Raw genomic sequence first — 23979 nt, forward strand, 5'->3', positions numbered from 1 at the left:
GCATAAAACGCTACCCAATCTCGCGTGTCTCTCGCACCGCGCGCAGCCGCCGGACCAGCTGCGGCGCGTACGCGAGCGCCTCCGGCGACTCCAACAGCAGGTTCAACCGCTGGTAGTACCGGGTGGGATTCAGCCCGAGCTCCCGCCGGATCGCTTCCTCCTTCGCGCCCAGGCTGCGGGGCGCGTGGGCTTCGAAGTCGAGGAGTTCGCGGTCGGAATCGGAAAGCGTCGAGAGCATGCTTAATATAGTAGGCATGACGATTCGACCCATCGTGATTTACGGCGACCCTGTCCTGCACAACCCGACCCGCAAGGTGGAGCAGCCCGTGGAGGAGCTGCAGGAGCTCATCGCCGACATGCACGAGACGATGGACGCCGCGCACGGCGTCGGCCTGGCCGCGAACCAGGTGGGCGTTGACCTGCGCCTGTTTGTGTACCACTGCCCGGATGGAGACGAGATGCGCCGCGGCACCGTGATCAACCCGGTGCTGGAGACCAGCGAGATCCCCAAGACCATGCCGCGCGACGACGGCGAGGACGACGAGGGCTGCCTCTCCGTCCCCGGCGAGGGCTTCCCCACCGGCCGCGCGGACTGGGCCAAGGTCACGGGCCTGGACGAGCACGGCAACGAGATTGCAATCGAGGGCACCGGTTTCTTCGCTCGCTGTTTGCAGCACGAGGTGGGCCACCTTGACGGTAAGGTGTACACCGACGTACTGACCGGCCGTTACAAGCGCGAGGCCAAGCGCGCGATCAAGGCCAATGGTTGGACCGAGCCGGGCAACACGTGGCTGCCGGGCACCGACGAGGACCCGTTCGGCCACTAGCCCACGAGGGAAGGAATTTATGCGTACCACCGCCGCCATCGCCGCAGGCACGATTGTGCTCGCCGCAGCGCCGTTCGCATCGGCCGAGGAGCCGCTGGAGCAGTTGCTTATCGACGTCACCGCGTCCCACAACTCCCACTCCGAAACCCTCGAGACCCAGCAGGAGGACATCGACGCCGCCGAGGAATCCGGTGACGACGAGGCGCTGGTCGAGGCCCAGGACGCCTACCGCGCCACCCTGAAGGAGTGGCGCATCGACCTCATCGACGCCGCCGATGACCTGCGCGAGCTGCGCGCACACGCGGAGCAGGAAGCCGAGGAGTCCGGCACGCCCCTGAGCAAGGAAGACAAGGAAGCCTTCACCGAGGCGGCAGACGCCATCAAGGAGGACCGCAAGACGGTCCGTGAGCTGCGCACCGAGGTGCTCGGCGACGACGAAGCGGTCTGCCTCCCCGGCCTCGTCGCCGGCGACACCGGCCTGGGCGGCCTGCTGGGCACGACCGCCATGGACGCGGTCGAGCGCTCCGAGCAGGGCGACAAGCGCATCGCTTTCGACTGCGCGCCGGAATCCACCCACGCCACCACCGAGGTGAAGCGCGCGGAGGAGCCGACGACGGTGGCGGGGTCGACGGAAGCGTCGACAAGTACGAGCGCTGAGCCGGAAGCGACCGAAGAGACCGAAGCGACCGAGGAGCCCAACGTGCGGTACCGCGCGAACGTGCTCGCGGACAGCGACGAAGAGGACGACGAGACGACCTCGTCCTCCACCTCCAGCGAGTCGAGCACCACCAGCACCACCGAAACCTCATCGTCCACCAGCTCGCCGGCGGAGACGACCACGGGGACCGCGTCGAGCACGACGAGCTCCTCGAGCAGCACATCCGAGAGCACGTCGGCGACCGCGATCCTGCACAACCGCACGACGTCGGCGAGCTCGTCGACCAAGTCGTCGACCACCACGCGCACGACCAACAGCACCCGCTCCTCCTCCACCACCACCGAGGAGGACGAGCGTGAGGGTGACCTCGCCGAGACCGGCACGCCGATGCTCAACCTGATCGTGCTGGCGCTGCTGCTCACGGCAGGTGGCGTGTTCCTCGTGCGCCGTCCGGCGTAATGTCGCGCATCTTCCGCTCCGACGAGGTGGCCGTCGGCGACCGCGTGGTCGTGCGCCAGCGCCGCGGCGAGATGGCCAGCGACGTCATCGGCCACGTCCTCAGCCTCAACCCGCTGGTCATCCGCCCGCAGGAGGTCGGCGGCTTTCCGTCGTTCAAGGACGCGGTGGAGATTCGGGACGTGCACATCATCAAGAAGCTGTCGCCGCGCACCGTCCGCAACTCCGACATCCGCGCGATCGAAACCGCCACCGCGCGCGCCTTTCCGGGCCAAGAGCAGCAGCTTATCAGCGGCTGGCTCGCCCGCTCCGGAGCCGAAATCGCCGAGCGATCCAACTCCGCCGCCCCCATCGGCCACTCCGCCTCCCTGCAGCCGGTCCCGCTCGACGCGCTCCGCGAGTTCTACGCCGAGCGCGACATGCCGGTGCAGCTGCTGGTGCCGGAGCGCATCGGCAAACCGGCGCTGCGCCTCATCGAGGGCCACCAGGACCGGTGGGAGCTCGGCGAGGAAATCCTGGTCATGACGGCGCCGTGCGAGGACGCCCCCGCCGAACCCGCTGGCGCTGACTTCCGCGTCGACGACACGCCCGACGCCGACTGGCTCTCCATGTACCACTTCCGGGGCGCCGCGCTGCCGGAGGACGCGGTGCTCGACCTGGCGTCGCACATCGAGGGCCGCATCGCCTTTGCCCGGCTCGAGCGGGGCGGGCGGACCGTCGCCGTCACTCGCGCGACGCTCACGGAGTCCGACGACGGGCGCACCTGGCTCGGCTACTCCGCCGTGGAGGTCGCCGAGGACTGCCGCCGCCAGGGGCTGGGCACCCAGCTCACCCGGCAGCTGCTCGCGTGGGGCGCGCAGCAGGGCGCCGAGCGCGCCTACCTGCAGGCGCGCGTGAGCAACACGGCTGCGCTGGCGATGTACCACAAGCTGGGGTTCCTGGAGCACCACCGGCACCGGTACGCCCGGTTGTTGGGGTGAGTCGGGCGGGGGTGGACGTGGCGTCGATAAGCACTGCCCCGAAAACGCTAAGGTGGTGGGCATGCGAATTGCCACTTGGAACGTCAACTCGGTGCGGACGCGCGCCGATCGCATCGCCGCATTCCTCGAGCGGCAGGACGTGGACGTGCTGACCATGCAGGAGACGAAGACGGCGGACGCCAAGTTCCCCTACTCCACGTTTCAGGCGGCGGGCTACGAAGTCGCGCACGTGGGGCACAACCAGTGGAACGGGGTGGCGATCGCCTCGCGGGTCGGGCTCGAGCACGTGCGCGACCACTTCGAGCGGCAGCCCCGCTTTGCCAAGAAGGGCGAGCCGGAGCTGGAGGCGCGGGCCGTCGGCGCGGACTGCGGCGGCGTCGAGGTGTGGAGCCTGTACGTGCCGAATGGCCGCGAGATCGGCGACCCGCACTACGACTACAAGCTGCAGTTCCTCTACTCGCTGCAGGACACGGTGCGGCCCGGCGACCTGCAGGTGCTCACCGGCGACTTCAACATCGCGCCCCGCGACGAAAACGTGTGGGACATCGACTGGTTCGACGGCAAAACGCACGTCACGGAGCCGGAGCGCGCCGCGTTCCAGATGCTGGAGGAGACGGGACTGACCCAGATCACGCACGACGACCTCTACTCGTTCTGGGACTACAAGTCCGGCCGCTTCCCGCGCAACGAGGGGATGCTCATTGACTTCCAGCTGGCCACCGCGCCGCTCGCGGCGAAGGCGACCCGCGCCTGGGTGGACGTGGACGAGCGCCGCGGCACCGGCGCCTCCGACCACGCGCCCGTGATCGTGGATTACGACACCCACGGCCTGGACATCGACCAAGTGCGATGACGTTCTCGTTCGACCTCTCGGTCTGGCAGCTCGTTGCCATGACCATTGACTACGCGATCAAGTTCGTCATGATCGGTATCGTGCCGGAGAACCGGCGCCCGGCGTCCGCGAACGCGTGGCTGCTGCTCATCCTCCTGCTACCCATCGTCGGCCTGCCCCTCTACCTGCTGATGGGATCGACCCTGGTCTCGCGCCGCCGCCACCGCATCCAGCAGCGCGCCACCGCCGCGCTCAACGACATCTACACGCGCACGCCCGACCATCCCGTCGACGCTCGCCTGGCCCCCGACGTGGCGTCGATGATCCGGCTCAACCGCGAGCTCACCGGCTTCCCCGCCGAATACAGCCGCGTCCGCCACACCTGGACCGACTACGAATTAGTCATGCGCCGCCTCGCAACGCTTATCGACGCCGCCACCTCCTACGTCGACGTCGAAATCTACGCCGTGGCGTGGGACCAGACCACCGGCCCCGTCTTCGAGGCGATGGAGCGGGCCGTGCAGCGCGGCGTCCACGTCCGCCTCCTCTTCGACCACATCGGCTCCATGAAGTACCCGCACTTCCGGACCCTGAAGCGCCGGCTCACCGACGCTGGCATCGACTGGCACCTCATGCTGCCCCTCAACCTGCTGCGCGGCCGCTTCCGGCGCCCCGACCTGCGCAACCACCGCAAGCTCGTGGTCATCGACGGCCGCGTCGGCTTCATCGGCTCCCTCAACCTCATCGACCGCGGCTACCTCATGCCCAACCACCGCCGCGCCGGACGCCAGTGGGTGGACACCTTCATCGAGCTCGAGGGCCCCATCGTCGCCTCCATGGAGTCACTCTTCGCCGTCGACTGGTACACCGAATCCGGCGAGCTGATCGACCTCCACACCCCCGCGTCCCTCCCCAGCCCCCACGGCGAGGACGTCAACCTAGTGCAGCTCCTCCCCTCCGGCCCCGGCTACCAGACCGAGCCCAACCTGCGCAGCTTCAACTCCCTCATCCACCACGCCAGCGAGCGCCTCATCCTCTGCTCCCCCTACTTCGTCCCCGACGAATCCCTCCTAGAAGCGGTGACCACCGCCTGCTATCGAGGCATCCGCGTCGACCTCCTCGTCGGCGAAAAGGCCGACCAGTTCATGGTCAACCACGCCCAATCCTCCTACTACGAGCAGCTTCTCGACGCCGGCGTGCACATCTGGGAGTTCCCCGCCCCCTACGTCCTGCACACCAAGTTCGCGCTGGCGGATCCGGGGGTTGGGGCTGGTTCTGGGGGTGGGCGGCCGGTGGCCATCGTTGGTTCCTCCAACATGGACATCCGCTCCTTCTCCCTCAACTACGAGTCCAGCCTCTTCGTCGCCGAGGGCACCCTCCTCCGCGACCTGCACCGCCTCGCCGACACCTACCTATCCGTCTCCAGAGAACTCACCCCGGAGCGATGGAACCGCCGACCCTGGTACCGCCGCTACGTGGACAACGTGATGAAGCTGACCTCCGCGCTGCAGTAGGCGGGGCGCTGGATGACGAGAATGCGCAAAATCTCCCATAGCTTGCCTATCTAAACCACCCCGACCTGGGGCCACGCCACGCCCCAACCACGCAGCGCAGAAATCTCTCACTCGGCCCCCGCAAGACCCCACCAAAAAGCCCCCGACCAGCCGCAACCGGCTGCCCAGGGGCACACAAACCAAACTTTTACGCGTCGCGCTTGTGCAGCAGCACCACGCCGGCCACCCAGGCGACGAGGGCCCAGACGACGAAGATGCCGAGGGACACAAGTGGGTCGTCATTCGGCGCCTTCTGGTTGAGCATGAACGCGTTGAGGTCCTTGAACGGCAGGAACCGGTCGACGTGCTCGCCGATCTTGGGGATGACGGGCAGGACTCGCTCCACAAGCAGCATCATGAGCAGCCCGGCGCAGACCGTGACCGCAGTGTTGCGGAGCAGCCAGCCGACGCCTTGGACGAGGACGGCGAGGAGTGCCTCGCCAAGCGGGACCGCCCACAGCGCCCGGTGCACGAACGAGTTGCTGGCCCAGCCGACCGGGTTGTTGTCCACCAGGTCCGCCACTGTGAAGCCCAGGACGAGGCTCACCAGCGACACCACGGCGACGAGCACCGCGCCAAGAATCAGCTTGGCCAGGGCAAGCTGCCAGCGCTTCGGCGCGACCCGGAAGTTGGTGGCGGCCATGCCGAACCGGTATTCCGTGGTCACCATCATTGAGGTCTGCACCAGCGTGTACATGGAGAGTACGACGGTGATGACGGCTGCCGTCGTCAATGGCTTCGGGAACGACATCGTGTTGTAGATCCAGCCGGTGAGCGCGGCGTTCAGCAGCGAGAGCACGAGCGCCACGATCGCGCACGCGTAGAACGACGCGGTGGTGCGCAGCTTGGTCCATTCTGCGTTGATCAGGTTAAGCACGGTTTCCCTCCGGTGCGACGTATTGGGCCTTGTCCATGGTCGAGTGCATGTACGCGTCCTCCAGCGAGGCGTGGCGCTGCGTCAGCTCCGCCAGCTGCACGCCCGCCTCGTGGGCGATGCGGCCTACCTCGTCGCTGGTCAGGTCGGGGATTTCCAGCACTTCGCGCTGCGCACTATCGACGCCACGCTCCACCCGCGCACCGGCCTGGCCGATCGCGGCGCTCAGGCCCTTCATGTCCGCGACGGTGGCGGTGCGCACGACGGTGGTGACGTTCGAGTTAGACGCGATGAACTCGTTCACCGACGTGTCCGCCACCAGCCGGCCGCGGCCGATGACCACCAGGTTGTCGGCGGTCTGCGCCATTTCGGACAGGATGTGCGAGGACACGAGGATGGTGCGCCCCTCGTCGGCAAGCCGGCGCAGCAGGCTGCGGACCCAGCGGATGCCTTCGGGGTCGAGGCCGTTGACCGGCTCGTCAAGGATGAGGTACTCGGGGTCGCCCAGCAGGGCGGCCGCGATGCCGAGGCGCTGGCCCATGCCGAGCGAGAAGCCGCGAACCTTCTTGTCCGCCACGTCGGTCAGGCCGACCAGTCCGAGGACCTCGTCGACGCGCTGCTTCGACAGCCCCGCCGCCTGCGCCTGCCAGAGCAGCGCGTTGCGTGCCGAGCGGTTCGGGTGGATGCCCTTCGCGTCCAGCAAAGCGCCCACGCGGTGGGTGGGGTTGGGGAGGTGCTGGTACAACGTGTCGTCGATAAGCGCACTGCCCGCGGTCGGCGTGTCCAGGCCGAGGATCATCCGCATCGTCGTCGACTTGCCCGATCCGTTTGGGCCGAGAAAGCCGGTGACCACGCCAGGTTTGACGGTGAAGGTGAGGTCATCGACGGCCCGGACCGGACCGTAATGCTTGGTCAGTCCCTGTACTTTAATCATGCGGTTCAGTATGCCCGATAAGGCGATCCAGCGCGGCAGCGAACCCCGGGTGGAGGGGCAGCTCGCGGAGCGCGCCCAGCGGAACCCAGCGCAGCTCCTCGCTCTCCTCGTTCGCCGTGACCGGCAGCTGGGCGCCGTCGTCGGTGCGCGCGATGACGGTGGTGTACGCCCAGCCGGGGACCTCAAACGTGATCACTTCCTCGAGCGGGCGCACGCGGTCCGGGTCGATGCCGCACTCCTCCACCGTTTCGCGCAGCGCGGCCTCGCTGGCGGTTTCGTGCGAATCGCGCGCGCCGCCGGGGATGCCCCACGTGTCGCCCTGCGCGGTCCATGCGGCGCGGTGCTGCATCAGGATTGCGTCGCCTGCCTGTAGGAAGAGGCCAGCCGCCCCGAATTTGCCCCAGTACTTTTCACCGTGGGGTCCGATGACCCATCCGTTTCCGTCGCCAAGCATGCCCCCACTGTAGACAGACACGTTATTCTTGGGGAATGAGCCACAACGTGCAGCTGCCCGGCACGGCCCAGGACGGGGCCGCGCCGACGTCTGATGACGCGTGGCTGGACGAGCTCGAGCGCGTCCCCACCCGCCGCACGTTCGGCGCGATCGTGCGCGACTACGCCACCGGCCCGGCACGCATGGCCCGGCGCAGCGCGAGCTTCCTCGCCACCACGCCCGGCAAGCTCATCGCGATGATGCTGGTGCTCACGCTCGCCCTACTGGCGGCCGGCGCGGCGATGAGTAGCTCCATGTCCAAGCGGCAGGACTCGCTGGACACCCTGGTCACGGCCACGGAGCCGATGAGTAACTCGGCGCACCTGCTGTTCACCTCGCTGTCGCAGGCAGACACCGTCGCCACCACCGGCTTTGTCCAGCCGGGCATGCTCACGCAAGAGGAAATGGACCTGTACCTAGGCTCGCTGGACCGCGCGGTCTCCGCGTCCAACGACGTCTTCCGCGGCTCGGTGGAGACGGAGAACGGGCAGGACGGCGCGGAGATCGAGCGCCTGGTCACCTCCATCCAGCGCCAGATCCCCCTCTACTCCGCGCTGATGGAGCGCGCGCTGGTGAACCAACGGATGGGCAACCCGGTGGGCGTCGCGTACATGTCCGAGGCCTCCGGCATCATGCGCGAGCACATGCTTAGCGACGCCGACCGCCTCTACAAACTCACACAACGCCAGGTCGCCCGCGAGATGGCCCGGCTGTCCGCGCCCCAGCTCGTACCGTTGTCGGGGCTCTTCGCCGCCCTGTTCTTCCTGCTCCTGGCGCAGTGGTGGCTGTGGCGCACGTTCCGGCGCCGCCTCAACCGAGGCTTCCTCGTCGCCACCGCGTCCATGGTGGTGGCGATCCTGTGGGTGGTCGTGTCCAACCTGCAGCTGTGGCAGGCGGGCGTGGTCGGTTTCGCGCGGGCGGCGGAACCGTGGGAGCAGCTGACGGCCGCGCGTATCGACGCCCAAGAGGCCCGCACCGACGAAACGTTCGCGCTGCTGCGGCGGCAGTCCGTGGCACAGTCCTCGCGCTCCTTTGACTCGACGTACCAGCGGGTGGAGGACGCGCTCGGCGCCGCAGAGAACGCGCTGGACGCGCGCGATACGCCCGCGCTGCGCAACGCGCGGGGCGTGGAAGCGCAGGACGGCCCGGTCGCGGCCGAGGAAACGATCGCCTCCGCCCACGAGTCCCTCAACGAGTGGTCCTCCAACCACGACGCCCTCCTCGCCGCTATCGACGCCGGCCAGTACCAGGAGGCCGTGGTCCTCCTCACCGGCAAGCAGCCGGGGACCGAGGAGGCCGGCGACGTCGGCGCGTCGGCGTACCGCGAACTGGACGCGGACCTACAGGACCTGATCACGCTGTCGCGCGTGTCCACGCGCGAGTACATCACCGCATCCCTCGACGCGACCCGTCTGGTCTCGGGCGCGGTCGCGCTCCTGTCGCTGCTCGCGGTGGTGTGCATCTGGATTGGTATCCGCCGCAGGATCGGAGAATTCCTGTGAACACTTCCCGCCGCGTCACCGCCGCCGCCACCGCCGCAGCGCTCGCCCTGTCCGCTTGCGCCCCCGCGCCCAAGCCCTCCCCGACCCCGCCGAGCGACCCGGAGCCCACGTACGAGGGCCTCCCGCTGCCGCCGGGCGCGATCCTGGACCCGCCCGGGATCGCACCGGAGGGCGAGTTCGCCACCGCGGACTTCGACTGGCAGGGCTCGCTGCGTCCCCACGACGAGGAGGACGGCATCGGCGGCTCACTGGAGCAGATCCGCAACCGCGACCGCCTCATCGTGGGCATTGACCAATCGCAGTACCTGCTGTCCTACCGCGATACGTCGGCGGGCGACTTGCGAGGCTTCGAGGTCGACCTCGCCCGCGAGATCGCGGCCGATATTCTCGGCGACCCGGAGAAGGTCGACTTCCGCTTCGTGGAGTCCGCCTCGCGCTCGGAGATGCTGCAATCCGGTGCGGTGGACGTGGTGATCCGCACCATGTCCATCACCAAGGAACGCACGCAAAAGGTTTCCTTCTCCACCCCGTACATGATCTCGTACGTGCGCCTGCTCGCCCCGCGCGACCGCGGCATCGAGAGCCTGGATGACCTCGCGGGCATGCGCGTCTGCATCGTCGACGGCACCAACCTGCTCAACCTCGCGCGCACCGTCGCCCCGGAGTCCGAGGTCCTGCGCACCCGCTCGTGGTCGGACTGCCTCATGGCCACCCAGCAGTTCCAGGCGGACGCAGTGCTTGCCGACGATGCCATCCTCGCCGGCATGGCCGCGCAGGACCCCCACGCCGAGATCGTCTCGGAGTCGCTGGCCCGGCAGCTCTACGCCGTCGGCGTGCAGAAGGGCCACGATGACCTGGTCCGCGCCGTGAACCACACCATCGAGCGCATCCGCGCCAACGGCACCTGGTCCACCATGCACCGCACCTGGCTCGGCCGCTCGCTGGCCGAGCCCACCCCGCCGCCCCTGATGTACCGCGAAGAGGAGGAACAGTGAGCGACCCGACCCCCAAGCGCGACCCCGAGGACACCCCGCCTACCGACGCCGGCCCCGCGACCGAAGCCGTCGCCTTCGACCCCTTCGCCGACGACACCGACCCCGGCACCGAGGCCGTGGCGTTCGACCCGTTCGCCGACGATGACGAGGACGAAGACGAGGCAGACTTCTCCGGGCTCGGCGAGATGGCCGGCCTGCTCAAAGACCTCGACGACCTGCGCAAAGGGTCGGTGAAGGAGGAGACCTCGTCGCGCTCGCGCAAGCTGGCGCTGGACACATTCCGCGAGCTGCGCGGCACCCGGCGCGACGACCGCACCGTCGCCGACGGCATGGTGAAGCTGCCCTGGGTCGAGCCGACCGAACCGCAGAAGGCGCTCAAAGACCCGCGCACCGCGGAGGTGGAGAAGGGCATCCCCGCCCCGGCCCTGCACCCGGGCGACATCGTCGCCGGCCAGTACGAGATCATGGGCGTGATTGCCCACGGCGGCATGGGCTGGATCTACCTGGCCCAAGACCACAACGTGGCGGAGCGGGTGGTCGTGTTGAAGGGGCTGCACTCGTCGAAAAGCGCTGATGAGGCGGCGGCCGCCGAGGCCGAACGCGAGTTCCTGGCGGACATCACGCACCCGGGGATTGTGAAGATCTTCAACTTCATCGACGACCCCCGCGTGACCAGCGGTTTCATCGTGATGGAGTACGTGGGCGGGCCGTCGCTGCGCACGCGCTGCAACGAGCAGCCCGACCACAAGCTGCCGCCCGACGTGGCGATCGGCTACATGCTCGAGGTGCTGCCGGCGCTGGGGTACCTGCACTCGCGCGGCGTGGTGTACAACGACCTGAAGCCGGACAACATCATCGTCACGGAGGACCAGGTCAAGCTCATCGACCTGGGCGCGGTCTCCGGCATCGGCGCCTACGGCTTCATCTACGGTACGCGCGGCTTCCAGGCGCCCGAGGTGGCCTCGGAGGGGCCGTCCGTCCACTCCGACATCTACACCATCGGGCGCACGCTCGCCGCGTTGGTCGTGGAGTTGCCGCAGGTCGACGGCGTGTACAAGCGCCACATCCCCACCCCTACCGAGGAGCCGCTGTTCCGCCGCCACATCTCGCTCTACCGCGTGATCATGCGCTGCTGCGAGCCCGAGCCGGCGAAGCGCTACAGCTCCGTCCAAGAGCTGCAGGCGCAGTTGCTCGGCGTGCTGCGCGAGATCCTGGCAATTCGCGACGGCCGCACCTTCCCCGCCCAGCAATCCCAGTTCTCGCCGCAACGTACCACCTTCGGCACGAAGCACCTGGTCTTCCGCACCGACCAGCTCATCGACGGCATCACCCGCACCGTCGAAATCACGCCCCAGGAAGTAGTCTCCGCGCTGCCCACCCCGCTGATCAACCGCGACGACGTCGGCGCCGGCATGCTCCAGGGCTCCTCCTACACCGAGCCGCAGGAAACCCTGGAAACGCTGCGCCAGGCGATGCAGACGGACCAGTACCAGCAGTCGCTGGAAATCCCGTTCGGCGTCGTCCGCTCCATGCTGGACCTCGGCCTGACCCAGCAGGCCCAAACGTGGCTGGCCAGCATGAGCTCCCGCCTCGCCGGCAACTGGCGTTTCTACTGGTACTTCGGCGTGGTCAACACCCTGCTCGGCGACTACGCCGCAGCCCAGCGCGACTTCGCCCGCGTCCTCGCCTTCCTCCCCGGCGAGGCCGCCCCCAAGCTCGCCATCGCCGCCGTCAACGAGCTCATGCTCCAACGCCTCGGCCTCCACGAAGAGCCAATGCTTAACGACGCCCTCGCGCGCGCCTCCGCCGGCCTCCGCTCCAAACTCGACGACGTGGACCAATCCTTCTTCGAGGACCTCCACGACCGCGGCCTCCTGGACCGGGAGTGGGGCCTGATCACCAACGACCCCGCCATGCTGCGCTTCCACTCCATGCGCCTCTACGCCCTGGTCTGGGTGACCAACCCGACCACGGTGTCCTCCGCCTTCGGCCTGGCCCGCCAACTCATGAACGAGGGCGAGGTCGAACTCGCCGTCGCCGCCCTGGACAAGGTGCCCAACTCGTCGCGCCACAACCGGATGGCCCAGCTCACCGCCATCCTCTGCCTCGTCTCCCGCGACCTGACCGAGTCCCGCATCCGCCGCGCCGCCCGCCGCCTGGACCAGATCCCCAACACCGAGCCGCGCTTCCTGCAGATCAAGGTGTTTGTCCTCCGCGCCGCGCTGACCTACCTGCGCGCCAACAACCTGCGCCGCGCCGACTCCACGATGCCGCTCTTCGAGTACACATTCAGCCTCCGCGGACTCCGCCGCGGCCTGGCCATCACGCTGCGGGAACAGGCCCGCGTCGCCCCGTACGCCAGGCACCGGTTCGCCCTGGTGGACATGGCCAACAAGGTCCGGCCCGCGACCTGGTTCTAGGCGGGGGCCGGGTGCCCCTCTTCCTTGCTACTTGACGAGATCAGGGTGACGAGGGTACGAGAGTTTCGTCGCATCCTCGTCATCGTGATTTCGTCATCTAGGCCGCAGCTCGCACGTTTCCACACCACGCCAGCCGGCGGCTGCTACATTGGCAGCTAGTGGCGATCGGGGGGATCGCGCCAACAGATCGGGGGAACACCAATGGATAAACGTGCGCTCATCGGCCATCTCATCCGGCCTGGAAGTGCAGACGAGCTCGCCTGCACGAAGCTGTCCGCAACCAAGTTCATCGCCACATCGGTGTGGCAGCAGCTCAAGCCCCACGAGCAGGAGTTTCTCCGCACGTACGCGGTTGGCGCGGCGGCGCAGACGGCCGTGCTGGTGGGGCGCTCAGCCGCCGTGGTGAGCGGCATCTGGGTCCTGCCCGACCGGCACGCGCCCGTCACGTTGTCCTACCCGGAGCAGGCGGTGCCGGGGAAGGCGTCGTGGCCGAAAGGGGTGCAGTATCGGCGCCTGCGCATCCCGGAGGCGGACCGCTACGCCTTCACCTTGGAGCGCGACACCGTCCAGGTCACCACGGCCGCGCGGACGGCGGTGGACATCGCGCGGTTCCACGGGGTTCGGCACGGGGTGGTGGCGATGGATTCCCTCTTCTACCAGGTGGAACGCAAGGACCACCACCGGGTGTTGGCGGAGTTGGAGGAGGTGGTGGACAGGCTCGTCGGTAAGCAAGGCATCGCCCACGCGCGCAAGGCCCTGGCCTGGTGCTCGAGGAAGTCGCAGTCGCCGTACGAGTCGCTGCTGCGGGTCGTGCTGCGCGAGCGCGGGATCGAGGTGGCGGAGCAAATGTGGATTGGGCAGTTCGTGCGGCCGGACCTGCTGTGGGGACAGCTGATCATCGAGGTCGACGGCGACGCAAAGTTCGCGGCGAACGGCCAGGTCGCGGCGCTCGAGCAGCTGGAGCGCGAGAACTGGCTCCGGCTGCAGCACTACGAGGTCGTGCGCGTGACTCCGCGCGAGCTGCTGCGCGATGAGGCAGGCGTCGTGCAGCAGATCCTGGAGCTCAAGGAGCATTCGTCGCTTCTCGACGCCCCACTCACCCCCGCCACCTCGTCCCGGCCCCAAGCGGGCGTGGACTGGCGGCGGCGCAAGGCGGGGTAGGCGCTACAGCCGACCGCTACAGCAGCCCGGCCTGCGCCGCGACGCCCGCGCCAATCCCCAGCGCCGCGAGCAACGCGAGGACCACGGCGATCGCGATGCCGGTCGAGCTCGAACCGCCCGCAGGCGAAGCAATAGCCGCCGGAGCCGGCTCAGCAGGTGACGCAGGCTCAGCAGGCGACGCCGGCGCCAGGTCGGTGACGCCCGGGGCGCGGGTCGGGGTGGGCAGGGCGGAGTTGGGGCGCGTCGGCACCGGAGCCGGGGTCGCAGCGCCCTGGCCAGCACCCGAGCCCGAGCCGGGCCCGAGGAGCGCGGCTTGCGCGTCGGCGAGCAGTGGGGACCGGGTGCGCTGGAGTTCGTCGATAAGCGACTGCATCTGCGCCTTCGTGTAGGTGAGCACGGAAAAGTCCTGGGTCTCGTCGGCGACGAGACGGCCGTCCTCGTTGTAGACGCGGAACTGGATGGGCATGGTGGCGTCGCGGTAGCCGGCGGTCTGGGCGATGGGGACCGTGACGGTGCGCTTGGAGTCGCTCGACAGCGCGGAGGCGACCTGCACGGTGTCGGACCACTCGCCGCCCGGGTAGGACGCCTGGACGCGGAAGCGGTGCGGCGCACTGCCCAGGTTGGACAGCTCGACGCGCACGGTGGAGTCGGTGCGGTTGGCCACGATGACGTTGGGCGAGTCCGGGTCGTTGAGCACGCGGAAGCCGGCCTTGCCGTTGTTGTGCTCGGCGGCGTGCTTCTCCAGGTCGCGTACGGTCACGTCGGCGCGGTGCGACGTCTCTTCCCCGCCCGCCGTGCTCGTGCCGGCGGTGCCTTGGGCGGTGCCGATGCGCCCGTTGACCAGCTCGATGTGGTCCCAGTCCGGCGCGATGTCGTAGTCGCCGTCGTAGCAGGTCACGGAGCCATCGGTGCAGGCGCGCGGCAGCGGCGCGGCGGCGTCGGGGCGCGCCTCCGTATCCGAGTAGTCGAAGTAGGCGAACTGGTAGAGGTAGTTCATCACGGACCGGTAGTTGGGCACGTAGGCCGAATCCGGGTGCGCCACGTTGTACGCGCCCGAGTGCGTGAGCCCCAGGTTATGGCCGTATTCGTGCAGAATGCTGTTGCGCAGCTGCTCCTGCGACGTCATCAGCTCGTTTTTGGACACGAAGAACGAGCCGTCGCGCACCAGCCCGGTCCCGGAGGAGAGGTCGCCGGGCGCCTGCTGCCCGCCGATCACGCCGACGCGGAACACGCCCGCGCGGTCCCCCAGCAGCCGGTCGCGTTCGGCCAGGAGTTTCGCCGCGTAGGGCATGCTTGTCGACGCCCCTCCGAAGTAGTACTCCGCGTAGTCCTCAGTGGGGCCACCGTGAAAGTCGGTGTAGGCGGGGATGTTGGTGTAGTAGGCGCCGGCGTCGATAAGCAAATTGATGCCCTGGCGGTCAAACACCTCGACGAGCTGGTTCAGGGTGGCTCGCGAAGGCCGGTAGGTGTTCGTGTTCGCGCGCGAGCAGGCGGTGAAGGCGGCGAAGTCGGCCGGTGTGGGCGCGTAAGCGCGGCGGGTGGCGCAGCCCAGCGTCTCCCACTCGGACTTCATCCAGTTGAGCTGGAGGAGCAGGTCAGGACGGTTGGGGTCCAGGCCCCACGCGTTGAGGGGGAACTCGGTGCCGTCGGCGGTTGTGAAGCCTTGCGCCTCGAAGACGTCGGGGAAGCCGTCGCCATCCGTGTCGTTGAGGCGGTCGTCCGCGGTGCCGGTGAGCGTGGCGCGGGCGTGCAGCGACTCGCCGGGGGCGACGGTGCCGGCGAAGCGGCCGGCCTGGTAGCGGGCGTCCGTGCCAGGTTCGTCCGAGCCCGGTCCGTCGGAGCCGGCGAGGGCCGCGAGCGCGGCATCACGGTCGGCGCCGGTGCCGATGCGCTGCGCCCCCGCCAGGTCCAGGCGCAGCTGGTAAGCCTCACCGATGTGCAGGTCGAGCGCGTCGCCGTCGCGGTCGGCGGTGACGGCGAAGTCGCTGTCCAGCGTGCCGTGGGCCAAGTCCACGCTCAGCTCGCGCGGGTCTTGCGCCAGGTTGCGCAGCTGCACGTCCACCTCCACCGAGTCCGCGGAGACGCGGAAAGTGCGCACCATCTCCACCTGGGCGCGGTCGTCGCGGTGGGTAAGCGTGACGGTCTCGGCAGCGCCACCCGTGCCACCGGCGGCTCCGGCGCCTTCGGTGACCTCGGTGTCGTCGCCGGCGTACGAGACCTGGGTGCCGGCGGCGGTGGCGTCGATAGACAGCGCGTCCTGCAGCACGTGCACCGTTTGGTTGGGGTGGTTGAAGGTAAGCCAGGACACGCGGCCCTTGTTCACGTCCACGGTGTGGAACCCGCTCGGCGCGCCCGTGGTGAGCTGGACGGCAAACCGGCTCTGCGTGATGTCCGCGGCGGCCGGGCCGGGGGCGCCGGCGCATGCGAGCGCGACGGCGGTCAGCGCGGCGACGGCGGCGCGGGCGGGCCTGAGGCGCATCGGTTCCCCTTTCTGTGCGGAAGGCGGAGCGGCGGTCTAGCGGGGCGGGAAGGCCAGGAAGGTGCGGAAGAACTCGCGGTTCTCGTACAGGCCGAACCCGACAGCACCCGTGCTGGCGAGGATACCCAGCGCGAGCGCGACGAGCTTCCCAACCGCGGAAGCACCCTCGCCCTCGCCCTGCGCCTGCGCCGTCACGTCCGCCGGAAGCACCGTGACGGTGGCGTAGGCCGTGGCTTGCGTGGAGTCGGCGAAGGTCACGCGCACCGGGACGCGGCGCGGGCCGGGGGCTGCGTGTGTGGTGGCGGTGGCGGTGAGGGCGCCTGACGTGGCGTCGATACGCGTGGAGAGCCCCTCGACCTTCTCAACCAGGGAGAACTGTGCTGCCGCGAACGCGGGGCTGACCGTCACGGAGTCGCCGGGGCGGACCTCCGCGGCGCCGTACTCGGTGGGCTGCGCGCCGGCCATCGCATCGACCGCGGTCGCGCGAACCCCCACCAGCCGCTGCGAGCCATCCGGGAACGTCACCACGACCGGGACCTCGGCGCCGTCGCCCGCGTTCGCGCCCTCCGGGGCGGCGACGGTGAGTGCGCCGGTGGTGGGGTCGACGCTGCTGGGCCACGGCGAGCCCGAGTACTCGGCGGCGAGCGCGAAGGTGGTGCCCGCCGGCGCGCCTGTGACCTGGGCGGTCGCGGCATCAGCGCCGACCGGGACCGCGACGGACGGCCACCGCACGTCGGCGTGGCGCGCCTGCGAGTCCGTGGTCACGGTCGCGCTCAGCTGGGTTGCGGATCCGTCCGGGAACGCCGCGCGCACGCCCAGGGTGTACGAGGTGTCCGCGGGGGCGCCATCAGGTAGTTTCGCGGTGATCACGCCTGTCGACGGCTCCACGTCAAGCTGCACCGGCGTCGCGCCCGCGGCGGCGAAAGCCACGCCCTCTGGCACCGCGCCGCGCGGGGCGATGGTGATGGTGCCGTCGGCGGCCGCGTAGGCGTCGTCGTAACGCAGCTCCGTGGACTGCGCCATCGAGGCGGTGCGCCGCGCGGCGACGTGCACGGGCACGGTCTCCTCCGACCCGTCCGCGTACGACACGTGCACGTTTACGTCCAGGTCGGCCGGCGCCTCGGGAGCGGTGGCCTCGACGCGGCCGGTCCGCGCGTCCACGCGCACGTCCCACCCATGCAGGTTCGCGGCGGAGTCCAGGCTGAACTCCGTTTCCGCCGGCAGGTCCCGCGCGGTCTGCGCCACGGTAGCGGTCTCCCCCGCGCCTGCCTCACGTTCCACCTGGTAGGCAGGGGTGTACAGCTCCGCGTCTCGCGCCTTGAGCACCTCGAAGCGCGCCACGGTCCCCTCGCTCGACCCGTCGGGGTACACCACTTTCACGGGCACCAGCTTCGCCTTGCCCACCTGCGCGTCCAGCGGCGGAGCGTACGTAATTGCACCATGCCTATCGACGCTCACCCCATCCCCCTCAACCTCAAACCTCGTCCCCTCCGGCAACGGCTGGTTATCAAATTCGGAGGAGCGGACCGTAAAGGTGGCTCGCGGCGGCAGCGACTGCACACTGCCACCGGCGCGGGCGTAGGCAACGGCGTAGGTGGGCGTGTAGCGCTCGGCGTCGTTCGCCGCCTCCACAACCCGGACATGGATGGTGTCCGTCTCCCCGTTGCTCGTGCGCACCCGCACCGGGTACTCGCCGGGCGCAACGTCGCGCGACGGGCTCGCGTACACCTGGCCGCCCCGGAAGACGGTCACCCAGTCCGGAGCGCCCGCCTCGGCGGTGACCACGGCGGAGCGCTCGCTGCGCACCGGGTCGACCGCGTTTTCCGCGCCGGCCGCGACGGTGAACTCGTCCCACTCGAACTGGTCGATCTCCTCCGGGCCCGCGGGGTCGACGGGGGCGGTGGGCTTTTCCGCCTGTGCGGAAGTTTTGGCATTCGTCACCCCAGCAGTCATCGCGCTAGGCTCCGCGGATTCTTCCGCCTGTGCGGAATTCTTAGAGGTCGGCTCCGCAGACTCCAGCGCAGAAGTTTCCGCCTGTGCGGAACTTTCCGCACTCGTCACCCCAGTAGTCGTCGCAGTGGGCTCCGCAGATTCTTCCGCCTGCGCGGAATTTTTGGTGGTAGGTTCCGCAGACTCCGGCGCAGAGGATTCAGCGTGTGCGGAACTTTCCACACTCGTCTCCCCGGCAGTCGTCGCGTTGGGCTCTTCGGATTCTTCCGCATGTGCGGAAGTTTTGGCGGTCGGTTCCGCAGACTCCAGCGTCGAAGATTCCGCCTGTGCGGAAGTTTCCGCCTGTGCGGAATTTTCCGCACTCGGCTCCCCCGCCACAACCAGGTCGAAGGTGTCGACGAGCCGCTCTCCGTCGTCAGTGATGAGGTCGACAGTCACGCTCGAGGTGCCCGGCTCCTCCGGGGTGCCCTCGATGACGCTGTCCTCGCCGTTGAACTCCACGCCGTCGGGCAGGCCAGAGACTTCGACGGATGCGGCGTTGTCGGCGGAGATCGGGATGCGGATGGGCTCGCCAGCGGCAACCGGTTCCGCCGGCGAATCCGCCAGGTCAGCTTCCAGCGGCTCCAGGTCGGCCGGGTCGCGGAAGGTGATGGTGAACTCGTTTTCCAGCGGGCCGGCGGCGTTTTCCACCGGCTCGCCTTGGCGGTCGACCACGCGCAGGGTCACCGGGTACTCGCCCGTGCCCTCCGGGCGGCCGTTGACGTAGAAGTACTGGCTGCGCTTGAGACCGGGGGCCTGGAGGGTGGTCCACAGCCCGTCGGGAAGCCCGTCGAGCTCCAGCTTGGAGCCGAGCGGCACGTTCACCGCTCGCAGGTAGAGGGGCAGGATGAGGCGGCCAGACCAGTAGGTTTTGTCGCCGGGGGCGATGAGGTAGGGCTCGTCGGCCAATTCCACGTGTGCGGAAAATTCGCCGGAGGTGCCGTCCGCAAACGTCACCTGGACGGGGACGTCGAACTCATCGGTCGCGCCCTCGGTGAATGGGGTGGGTGGTTGGGCGGTGACAGCGCCGGCGTCGTCAAGCTCAATGCTCCAGCCCTCGGGGACCTCGAACCCCTCGCTGAGTGCCCAGGATGTGGGCTCGGCCGCGCGGCCGAACAGGCCGAGTGCGCGCACGGAGGCGGGTGCGGTGGCGGACTCGCCGAATGCGGGACGCAGTGTGTCCCAGTGCACGGTCGTGCGGGGCGCAGCGTGGGCGGCGGGGAGTGTGTGCTGCGCGGCGATGGGTTGGACGCCCGAGAGCGCGAGTGTGAGTCCGAATGCGCACGCGGCGAGCGAGGCGCCCCGACGACGTGACGAGCTGTGCGTGCCCATGGCCGCTCCTCCTGTGTTTGCCCGCGCACGGCGGGGACCGACCGCTTTCCTGGAAAACGTTATGGATGTTCCAGGAAAAGCCTACGTGCCCTTTACTTTACCGGCAGGGTTTTGCGATGCAAGAAGCCGCGACCCAACGCGGGGCCGCGGCTTCAGTGGAGGGGCGATTTACGCCATCTGCTTCGCAATCGCGGATGCCTTCTGCGCGATCGCCAGCTCCTCGTTGGTGGGGACCACCAGGACCTTCACCTTGGAGTCGTCGGTAGAGATGATGCGCGGTCCGTCGTTAGGCTGCGCGTTGCGCTCCGGGTCGACCTTGATGCCGTACATCTCCATGTTGTCCAGGGCGTCCATGCGGACGTGCTGGTCGTTCTCGCCCACGCCGGCGGTGAACGTGATCGCGTCGACGCGGCCGAGGGCGATCATGTAGGAGCCGATGTAGCGGCGCAGCTGGTGGATGTACACGTTGTACGCCAGCCAGGCGTCGCCGTTCTCCTCATCAATCATCGTGCGCAGCTCGCGGAAGTCGTTCACACCAGACAGGCCCTTCACACCGGACTGGCGGTTGAGCAAGTTGTCAATCTCGTCGATGCTCATGTTGCCCTGGCGGACCAGGTGGAAGATGATGCCCGGGTCAATGTCGCCGGAGCGGGTGCCCATGACCAGGCCGGCCAGCGGGGTAAGGCCCATCGACGTGTCGATCGCGTGGCCGTTCTCCACTGCGGAGCAGGACGCGCCGTTACCCAGGTGCAGGACGATCTGGCGGGTGTGCAGCGGGTCGCGCTCGATCAGGGCGGGAACCTGCTCGGAGACGAACTCGTGCGAGGTGCCGTGGAAGCCGTAGCGGCGGATCTGGTTGCGCTCCGCCACCTCCGCGTTGATGGCGTACAGTGCGGCGGCCGGCGGCAGGTTGCGGAAGAAGCCGGTATCAAACACGGCGACGTGCGGGATGTCCGGCAGCAGCTCGCGGGCGACCTCGATGCCGTCGATATTCGCGGGGTTGTGCAGCGGGGCGAGCGGGATGAGGTCTCGGATCATCTCCACGACCTGGTCCACGATCAGCTCCGGCTGGGAGAAGACCATGCCGCCGTGGACAACACGGTGGCCGACAGCCTGGATGTCAATCTGGGTCGGGCCGATGCCCTTCTTCTCCAGCAGGCCGAAGCTCTCTTCCAGCCCCACCTTGTGGTTGGGGATGGCGCGCTGCACCACGTACTTCTGGCCGTTGTGCTTGATAGTGATGCGGCCCTGCGGCTCGCCGATCTGCTCGACCAGGCCGGACACGAACGGGTCGTCCGAGGCGCTGGATTCCGGGTCCACGACCTGGAACTTGATGGAGGACGAGCCAGAGTTAATAACCAGTGCGTATGCCATTTACTTTGCTCCTGCCTGGATAGCGGTGATTGCAACGGTGTTGACAATGTCCGGCACGGTCGCGCCGCGGGACAGGTCGTTGACCGGCTTGTTCAGACCCTGCAGCACGGGGCCGACGGCCAGGGCGCCGCCGGTGCGCTGCGCGATCTTGTAGCCCGCGTTGCCCGCCTCCAGGTCGGGGAAGATGAACACGTTTGCCTGGCCGGCCACCGGGGAGTCCGGAGCCTTCTTCTTGCCCACGCCTGGGTCGCACGCTGCGTCGAACTGCAGCGGCCCGTCCACGACCAGGTCCGCGTCCGCGGCCTTGGCAGCCTCGAGCGCGGCGACGGCACGGTCTACGTCCGGGCCCGAGCCGGAGGTGCCGGTGGAGTAGGACAGCAGGGCGACCTTCGGGTCGATGCCAAACTGCGAAGCAGTCTTGGCGGAGACCGCAGCGATCTCGCCGATCTGCTCCGCGGTCGGGTTCGGGTTCACCGCGCAGTCGCCGAATGCCCAGAGGCGGCCACGCATGACCATCAGGAAGATGGAGGAGACCACGGATGCGCCCGGGGCGGTCTTGATGATCTGGAAGGACGGCTTAATGGTGTGCGCCGTGGTGTGCGCGGCACCGGAAACCATGCCGTCCGCCATGCCCTTGTGCACCATCATGGTGGCAAAGTAGGAGATGTCCTCCATCGTCTCCCGAGCCTGCTCGAGCGTGATGCCCTTCTTCTTGCGCAGCTCCGCAAAATCAGCCGCGAACTCCTCGCGCAGCTCGGACTCGAGGTGGTTGATCACCTGCGCCTTGGACAGGTCCAGGCCCTGCTCGTTTGCGCGGCGCTCAATGTCCGCCGGGTCACCCAGGATGGTCAGCTTCGCCACATCCTTGGCCAGCAGCTGGTGCGCGGCCTGCAGGATGCGGTCATCGTCGCCCTCGGGCAGCACGATGTGCGCCTGCTTCTCCTTTGCGCGACCAATCAGCCAAGACTCAAACACCTCGGCGCTCATCACGGGCTCAGCCGCCGCGTCCACCTTCAGGGAGTCCGCGTCAAGGGCTCCTTGCTTCACGACGCCCGCGAGCACCGCCCCCTTCTCACCCAGCACACCCTCAACGTGCCCGGTCTTCTCCGGAGTCGGGGTCACCAGCACGACCGGCACGCCGTACGCTGCGGCGACCTCTGCGTCGAAGGTGTAGTCGCCGCTACCCAGGATGAGCGCGTCGCCGTCCGCGAGCAGCTCCTGCGCGTACGCCTCGGCGAGGGTCTCGCCCTCGACGCGCGCGGGGCGCACATTCAACTGAGCTGCGAGCGCGTCAACGTCGACGTCTTCCAGCGTGCAGTTGGCCGCGGTAAGAAGCAGGGAGTGGCCTTGAGCCATGGGTTCCGCCTTTCGTGTCCAGGCGTTTCACGGCCTGGTTCGAGATGCCAGTAAACGCGATCCATTGTACCGGTAAAGGTAAGACTAGTCGGCTCCGAGCTACCCGCGTTTGAGTGTGGTAGCGAGCACTCCCCTCCTCTGCAGACGCAAAAGCACCGGCGCAACACCCCCTACTCGTGGGGCGTTGCGCCGGTGCGGTGTTTACACGGTGTTAACCGCGTTCGGGATGGCTACTTAGAGGAACCATCCAGCTTGGCGGAGCTACCACCAAGACCACCGGGAGCACAGTTGTCGTAAATGATCGTGCCAGCAATGATGCCAGCAGCAATCACCGCGATACCGGCACCGACAGTGGCCAGGTCGAAACCTGCCTTACGCAGCTGCTCATTCATCTGCGACAGCGACTGCGCAGTCTGCGGGTTGAACATACCCAGGTTCTGCTGGATCTGCGCATTCGCACGCTCGATCTCCTTCGAGACGTTCTCGACAAAGTCAGAGATACCCGGGATGGACATCTGCGTTGCCAGACCAACCGGAATCAGCGCCAGCAGCGGCAGACCGAAGCCCACAGCAGAAGCCGCACACTTACCCTTATCGATCGCCGGCTCCTGCGGGGCCGGAGTACCGGTCGGGTCGGTCGGCTTCGACGGCTCACCGGAGTCACCCTTCGGCTTGGTGATCGTCACACCAATCGGATCACCAACCGGCTTGCCATCCTTGTCCTTGACAACAACCTTGGCATCCTGCGCGCCAGTACCCTCCGGCACCGTCACCTTGATGCCACCAGTGGTCGGATCAACCTCAACCTTGGCACCATCAATCGGCTTGCCGTCCTTGTCCTGGACCTCACCAGTCATGCCATCAGTCGGATCCTTGACCTTGTCATCCAAGGTCTTCTCCGAACCATCAGCCGGAACCTGATCCTTCTCAGAACCAGTGGTAATCGACGGAGCCGGAGTCTCAGTCTCGCCCTTCGGCTTGGTGATCGTCACACCAATCGGATCACCAACCGGCTTGCCATCCTTGTCCTTGACAACAACCTTGGCATCCTGCGCGCCAGTACCCTCCGGCACCGTCACCTTGATGCCACCAGTGGTCGGATCAACCTCAACCTTGGCACCATCAATCGGCTTGCCGTCCTTGTCCTGGACCTCACCAGTCATGCCATCAGTCGGATCCTTGACCTTGTCATCCAAGGTCTTCTCCGAACCATCAGCCGGAACCTGATCCTTCTCAGAACCAGTGGTAATCGACGGAGCCGGAGTCTCAGTCGGAGCATCGGTCGCTTTGAAAGCACCACCCTTGGTGCGCTCGCCATTCGGGGACTCCGCAACGAGGGTGTACTCCGTACCGTCCTCGAGCTTAAGCTTGCCGGATTTGAACTCGCCCTTTTCGATGGCGGCGGCGTCGTCAAGCGATGCAACGGCAATAGCGTCATCAGTCTTATAGGTAGGGTTGCCTTCATCGTCTTTGTCCAGCTTGTCAGTCGGCACAGCGACAATCTTGACCGGTGCGGCGTCAGCATTCGTGATGCCAAGGAGCGGGATGTCCTTGCCCTGAGTGTCCTTATCCTGCTCACGCTTAATGGTGCCCGACAAAGATTCGATCGACGGGAGGACCTGATCCGAAGCCGGCTTCGGAGCAGCAGGCTTGAAGGACTTCGCGTCTACCGGATCGGTGCCATCGGTAAGGACCTCGACATCGTCGCGAATACCATCGCCGTCAGTGTCTACAGCCGACGCGTCGGTACCAAGTTCACGCTCG

Annotated in this window: 18 protein-coding genes; 9 read left to right on the forward strand and 9 right to left on the reverse strand. The window is 67.9% G+C overall.

Annotation, left to right across the window (positions count from 1 at the left end; genetic code table 11):
- Window positions 1–10: 10 nt before the first annotated feature.
- Complete coding sequence (locus FPP74_RS11230; protein WP_244213356.1) at window positions 11–238, reverse strand: DUF3263 domain-containing protein; 228 nt, start codon at window positions 236–238, stop codon at window positions 11–13.
- A 16-nt stretch (window positions 239–254) separates the two neighbouring features.
- Between FPP74_RS11230 and FPP74_RS11235 the strand changes: the two genes are divergently transcribed.
- From FPP74_RS11235 to cls, 5 genes are all read left to right on the forward strand, one after another.
- Window positions 255–827 (forward strand): peptide deformylase, encoded by a 573-nt coding sequence (locus FPP74_RS11235; RefSeq protein WP_207758789.1) that lies wholly within the window; start codon window positions 255–257, stop codon window positions 825–827.
- Between the two features lie 19 nt (window positions 828–846).
- Window positions 847–1944: a hypothetical protein gene (locus FPP74_RS11240; protein WP_144718575.1), complete on the forward strand. Its 1098-nt coding sequence runs from the start codon at window positions 847–849 to the stop codon at window positions 1942–1944.
- Complete coding sequence (locus tag FPP74_RS11245) at window positions 1944–2921, forward strand: GNAT family N-acetyltransferase (RefSeq protein ID WP_144718578.1); 978 nt, start codon at window positions 1944–1946, stop codon at window positions 2919–2921. Before FPP74_RS11240 ends, FPP74_RS11245 begins: the two co-directional genes overlap by 1 nt.
- Window positions 2922–2982: 61 nt before the next feature.
- On the forward strand, window positions 2983–3774 hold the full coding sequence (locus tag FPP74_RS11250) for an exodeoxyribonuclease III (RefSeq protein ID WP_095275623.1): 792 nt from the start codon (window positions 2983–2985) through the stop codon (window positions 3772–3774).
- Window positions 3771–5267 (forward strand): cardiolipin synthase, encoded by a 1497-nt coding sequence (gene cls / locus FPP74_RS11255; protein WP_144718581.1) that lies wholly within the window; start codon window positions 3771–3773, stop codon window positions 5265–5267. The genes FPP74_RS11250 and cls overlap by 4 nt, the downstream gene beginning before the upstream one ends.
- A 187-nt stretch (window positions 5268–5454) precedes the next feature.
- Here cls and FPP74_RS11260 read toward each other — a convergent pair whose 3' ends face one another.
- Genes FPP74_RS11260 through FPP74_RS11270 form a run of 3 tightly spaced genes read right to left on the reverse strand, consistent with a single transcriptional unit; the run spans window position 5455 to window position 7568 of the window.
- The gene (locus tag FPP74_RS11260; RefSeq protein WP_144718584.1) at window positions 5455–6183 is read right to left on the reverse strand and encodes an ABC transporter permease; all 729 of its coding nucleotides are present in this window, start codon (window positions 6181–6183) and stop codon (window positions 5455–5457) included.
- Window positions 6176–7114: an ABC transporter ATP-binding protein gene (locus FPP74_RS11265; RefSeq protein WP_095537953.1), complete on the reverse strand. Its 939-nt coding sequence runs from the start codon at window positions 7112–7114 to the stop codon at window positions 6176–6178. Before FPP74_RS11265 ends, FPP74_RS11260 begins: the two co-directional genes overlap by 8 nt.
- Window positions 7107–7568 (reverse strand): NUDIX domain-containing protein, encoded by a 462-nt coding sequence (locus tag FPP74_RS11270; protein ID WP_095536328.1) that lies wholly within the window; start codon window positions 7566–7568, stop codon window positions 7107–7109. The genes FPP74_RS11265 and FPP74_RS11270 overlap by 8 nt, the downstream gene beginning before the upstream one ends.
- Before the next feature lie 35 nt (window positions 7569–7603).
- Between FPP74_RS11270 and FPP74_RS11275 the strand changes: the two genes are divergently transcribed.
- The 4 genes from FPP74_RS11275 to FPP74_RS11290 all read left to right on the forward strand — a co-directional run bounded on the left by FPP74_RS11275 (window position 7604) and on the right by FPP74_RS11290 (window position 13685).
- Window positions 7604–9109 carry a hypothetical protein gene (locus FPP74_RS11275; RefSeq protein WP_144718587.1) on the forward strand — a complete coding sequence of 502 codons (1506 nt, stop codon included), beginning with the start codon at window positions 7604–7606 and terminating at the stop codon, window positions 9107–9109.
- On the forward strand, window positions 9106–10104 hold the full coding sequence (locus FPP74_RS11280) for a glutamate ABC transporter substrate-binding protein (protein ID WP_144718590.1): 999 nt from the start codon (window positions 9106–9108) through the stop codon (window positions 10102–10104). The genes FPP74_RS11275 and FPP74_RS11280 overlap by 4 nt, the downstream gene beginning before the upstream one ends.
- On the forward strand, window positions 10101–12524 hold the full coding sequence (locus FPP74_RS11285; RefSeq protein ID WP_255456146.1) for a serine/threonine protein kinase: 2424 nt from the start codon (window positions 10101–10103) through the stop codon (window positions 12522–12524). The genes FPP74_RS11280 and FPP74_RS11285 overlap by 4 nt, the downstream gene beginning before the upstream one ends.
- Window positions 12525–12725: 201 nt before the next feature.
- The gene (locus FPP74_RS11290; protein WP_144718595.1) at window positions 12726–13685 is read left to right on the forward strand and encodes an endonuclease domain-containing protein; all 960 of its coding nucleotides are present in this window, start codon (window positions 12726–12728) and stop codon (window positions 13683–13685) included.
- A gap of 16 nt (window positions 13686–13701) precedes the next feature.
- Here FPP74_RS11290 and FPP74_RS11295 read toward each other — a convergent pair whose 3' ends face one another.
- The 5 genes from FPP74_RS11295 to FPP74_RS12325 form a co-directional block, all read right to left on the reverse strand.
- Window positions 13702–16164 (reverse strand): hypothetical protein, encoded by a 2463-nt coding sequence (locus FPP74_RS11295; RefSeq protein WP_144718598.1) that lies wholly within the window; start codon window positions 16162–16164, stop codon window positions 13702–13704.
- Between the two features lie 36 nt (window positions 16165–16200).
- Window positions 16201–19485: a Rib/alpha-like domain-containing protein gene (locus FPP74_RS11300; protein WP_144718601.1), complete on the reverse strand. Its 3285-nt coding sequence runs from the start codon at window positions 19483–19485 to the stop codon at window positions 16201–16203.
- 168 nt (window positions 19486–19653) lie between these two features.
- Window positions 19654–20859 carry an acetate kinase gene (locus FPP74_RS11305; protein ID WP_144718604.1) on the reverse strand — a complete coding sequence of 402 codons (1206 nt, stop codon included), beginning with the start codon at window positions 20857–20859 and terminating at the stop codon, window positions 19654–19656.
- Entirely contained in the window at window positions 20860–22215 is a 1356-nt protein-coding gene (pta, locus tag FPP74_RS11310; RefSeq protein ID WP_095537960.1) for a phosphate acetyltransferase, read from the reverse strand.
- A gap of 230 nt (window positions 22216–22445) precedes the next feature.
- Window positions 22446–23979: hypothetical protein (locus FPP74_RS12325; RefSeq protein WP_186439441.1), on the reverse strand; the 1534-nt coding region annotated here is incomplete at its 5' end.

Origin of the sequence: Corynebacterium sp. NML180780 (genome assembly GCF_007786415.1) — a bacterium.
In the GTDB taxonomy this organism is placed as follows: Bacteria; Actinomycetota; Actinomycetes; order Mycobacteriales; family Mycobacteriaceae; genus Corynebacterium; species Corynebacterium gottingense.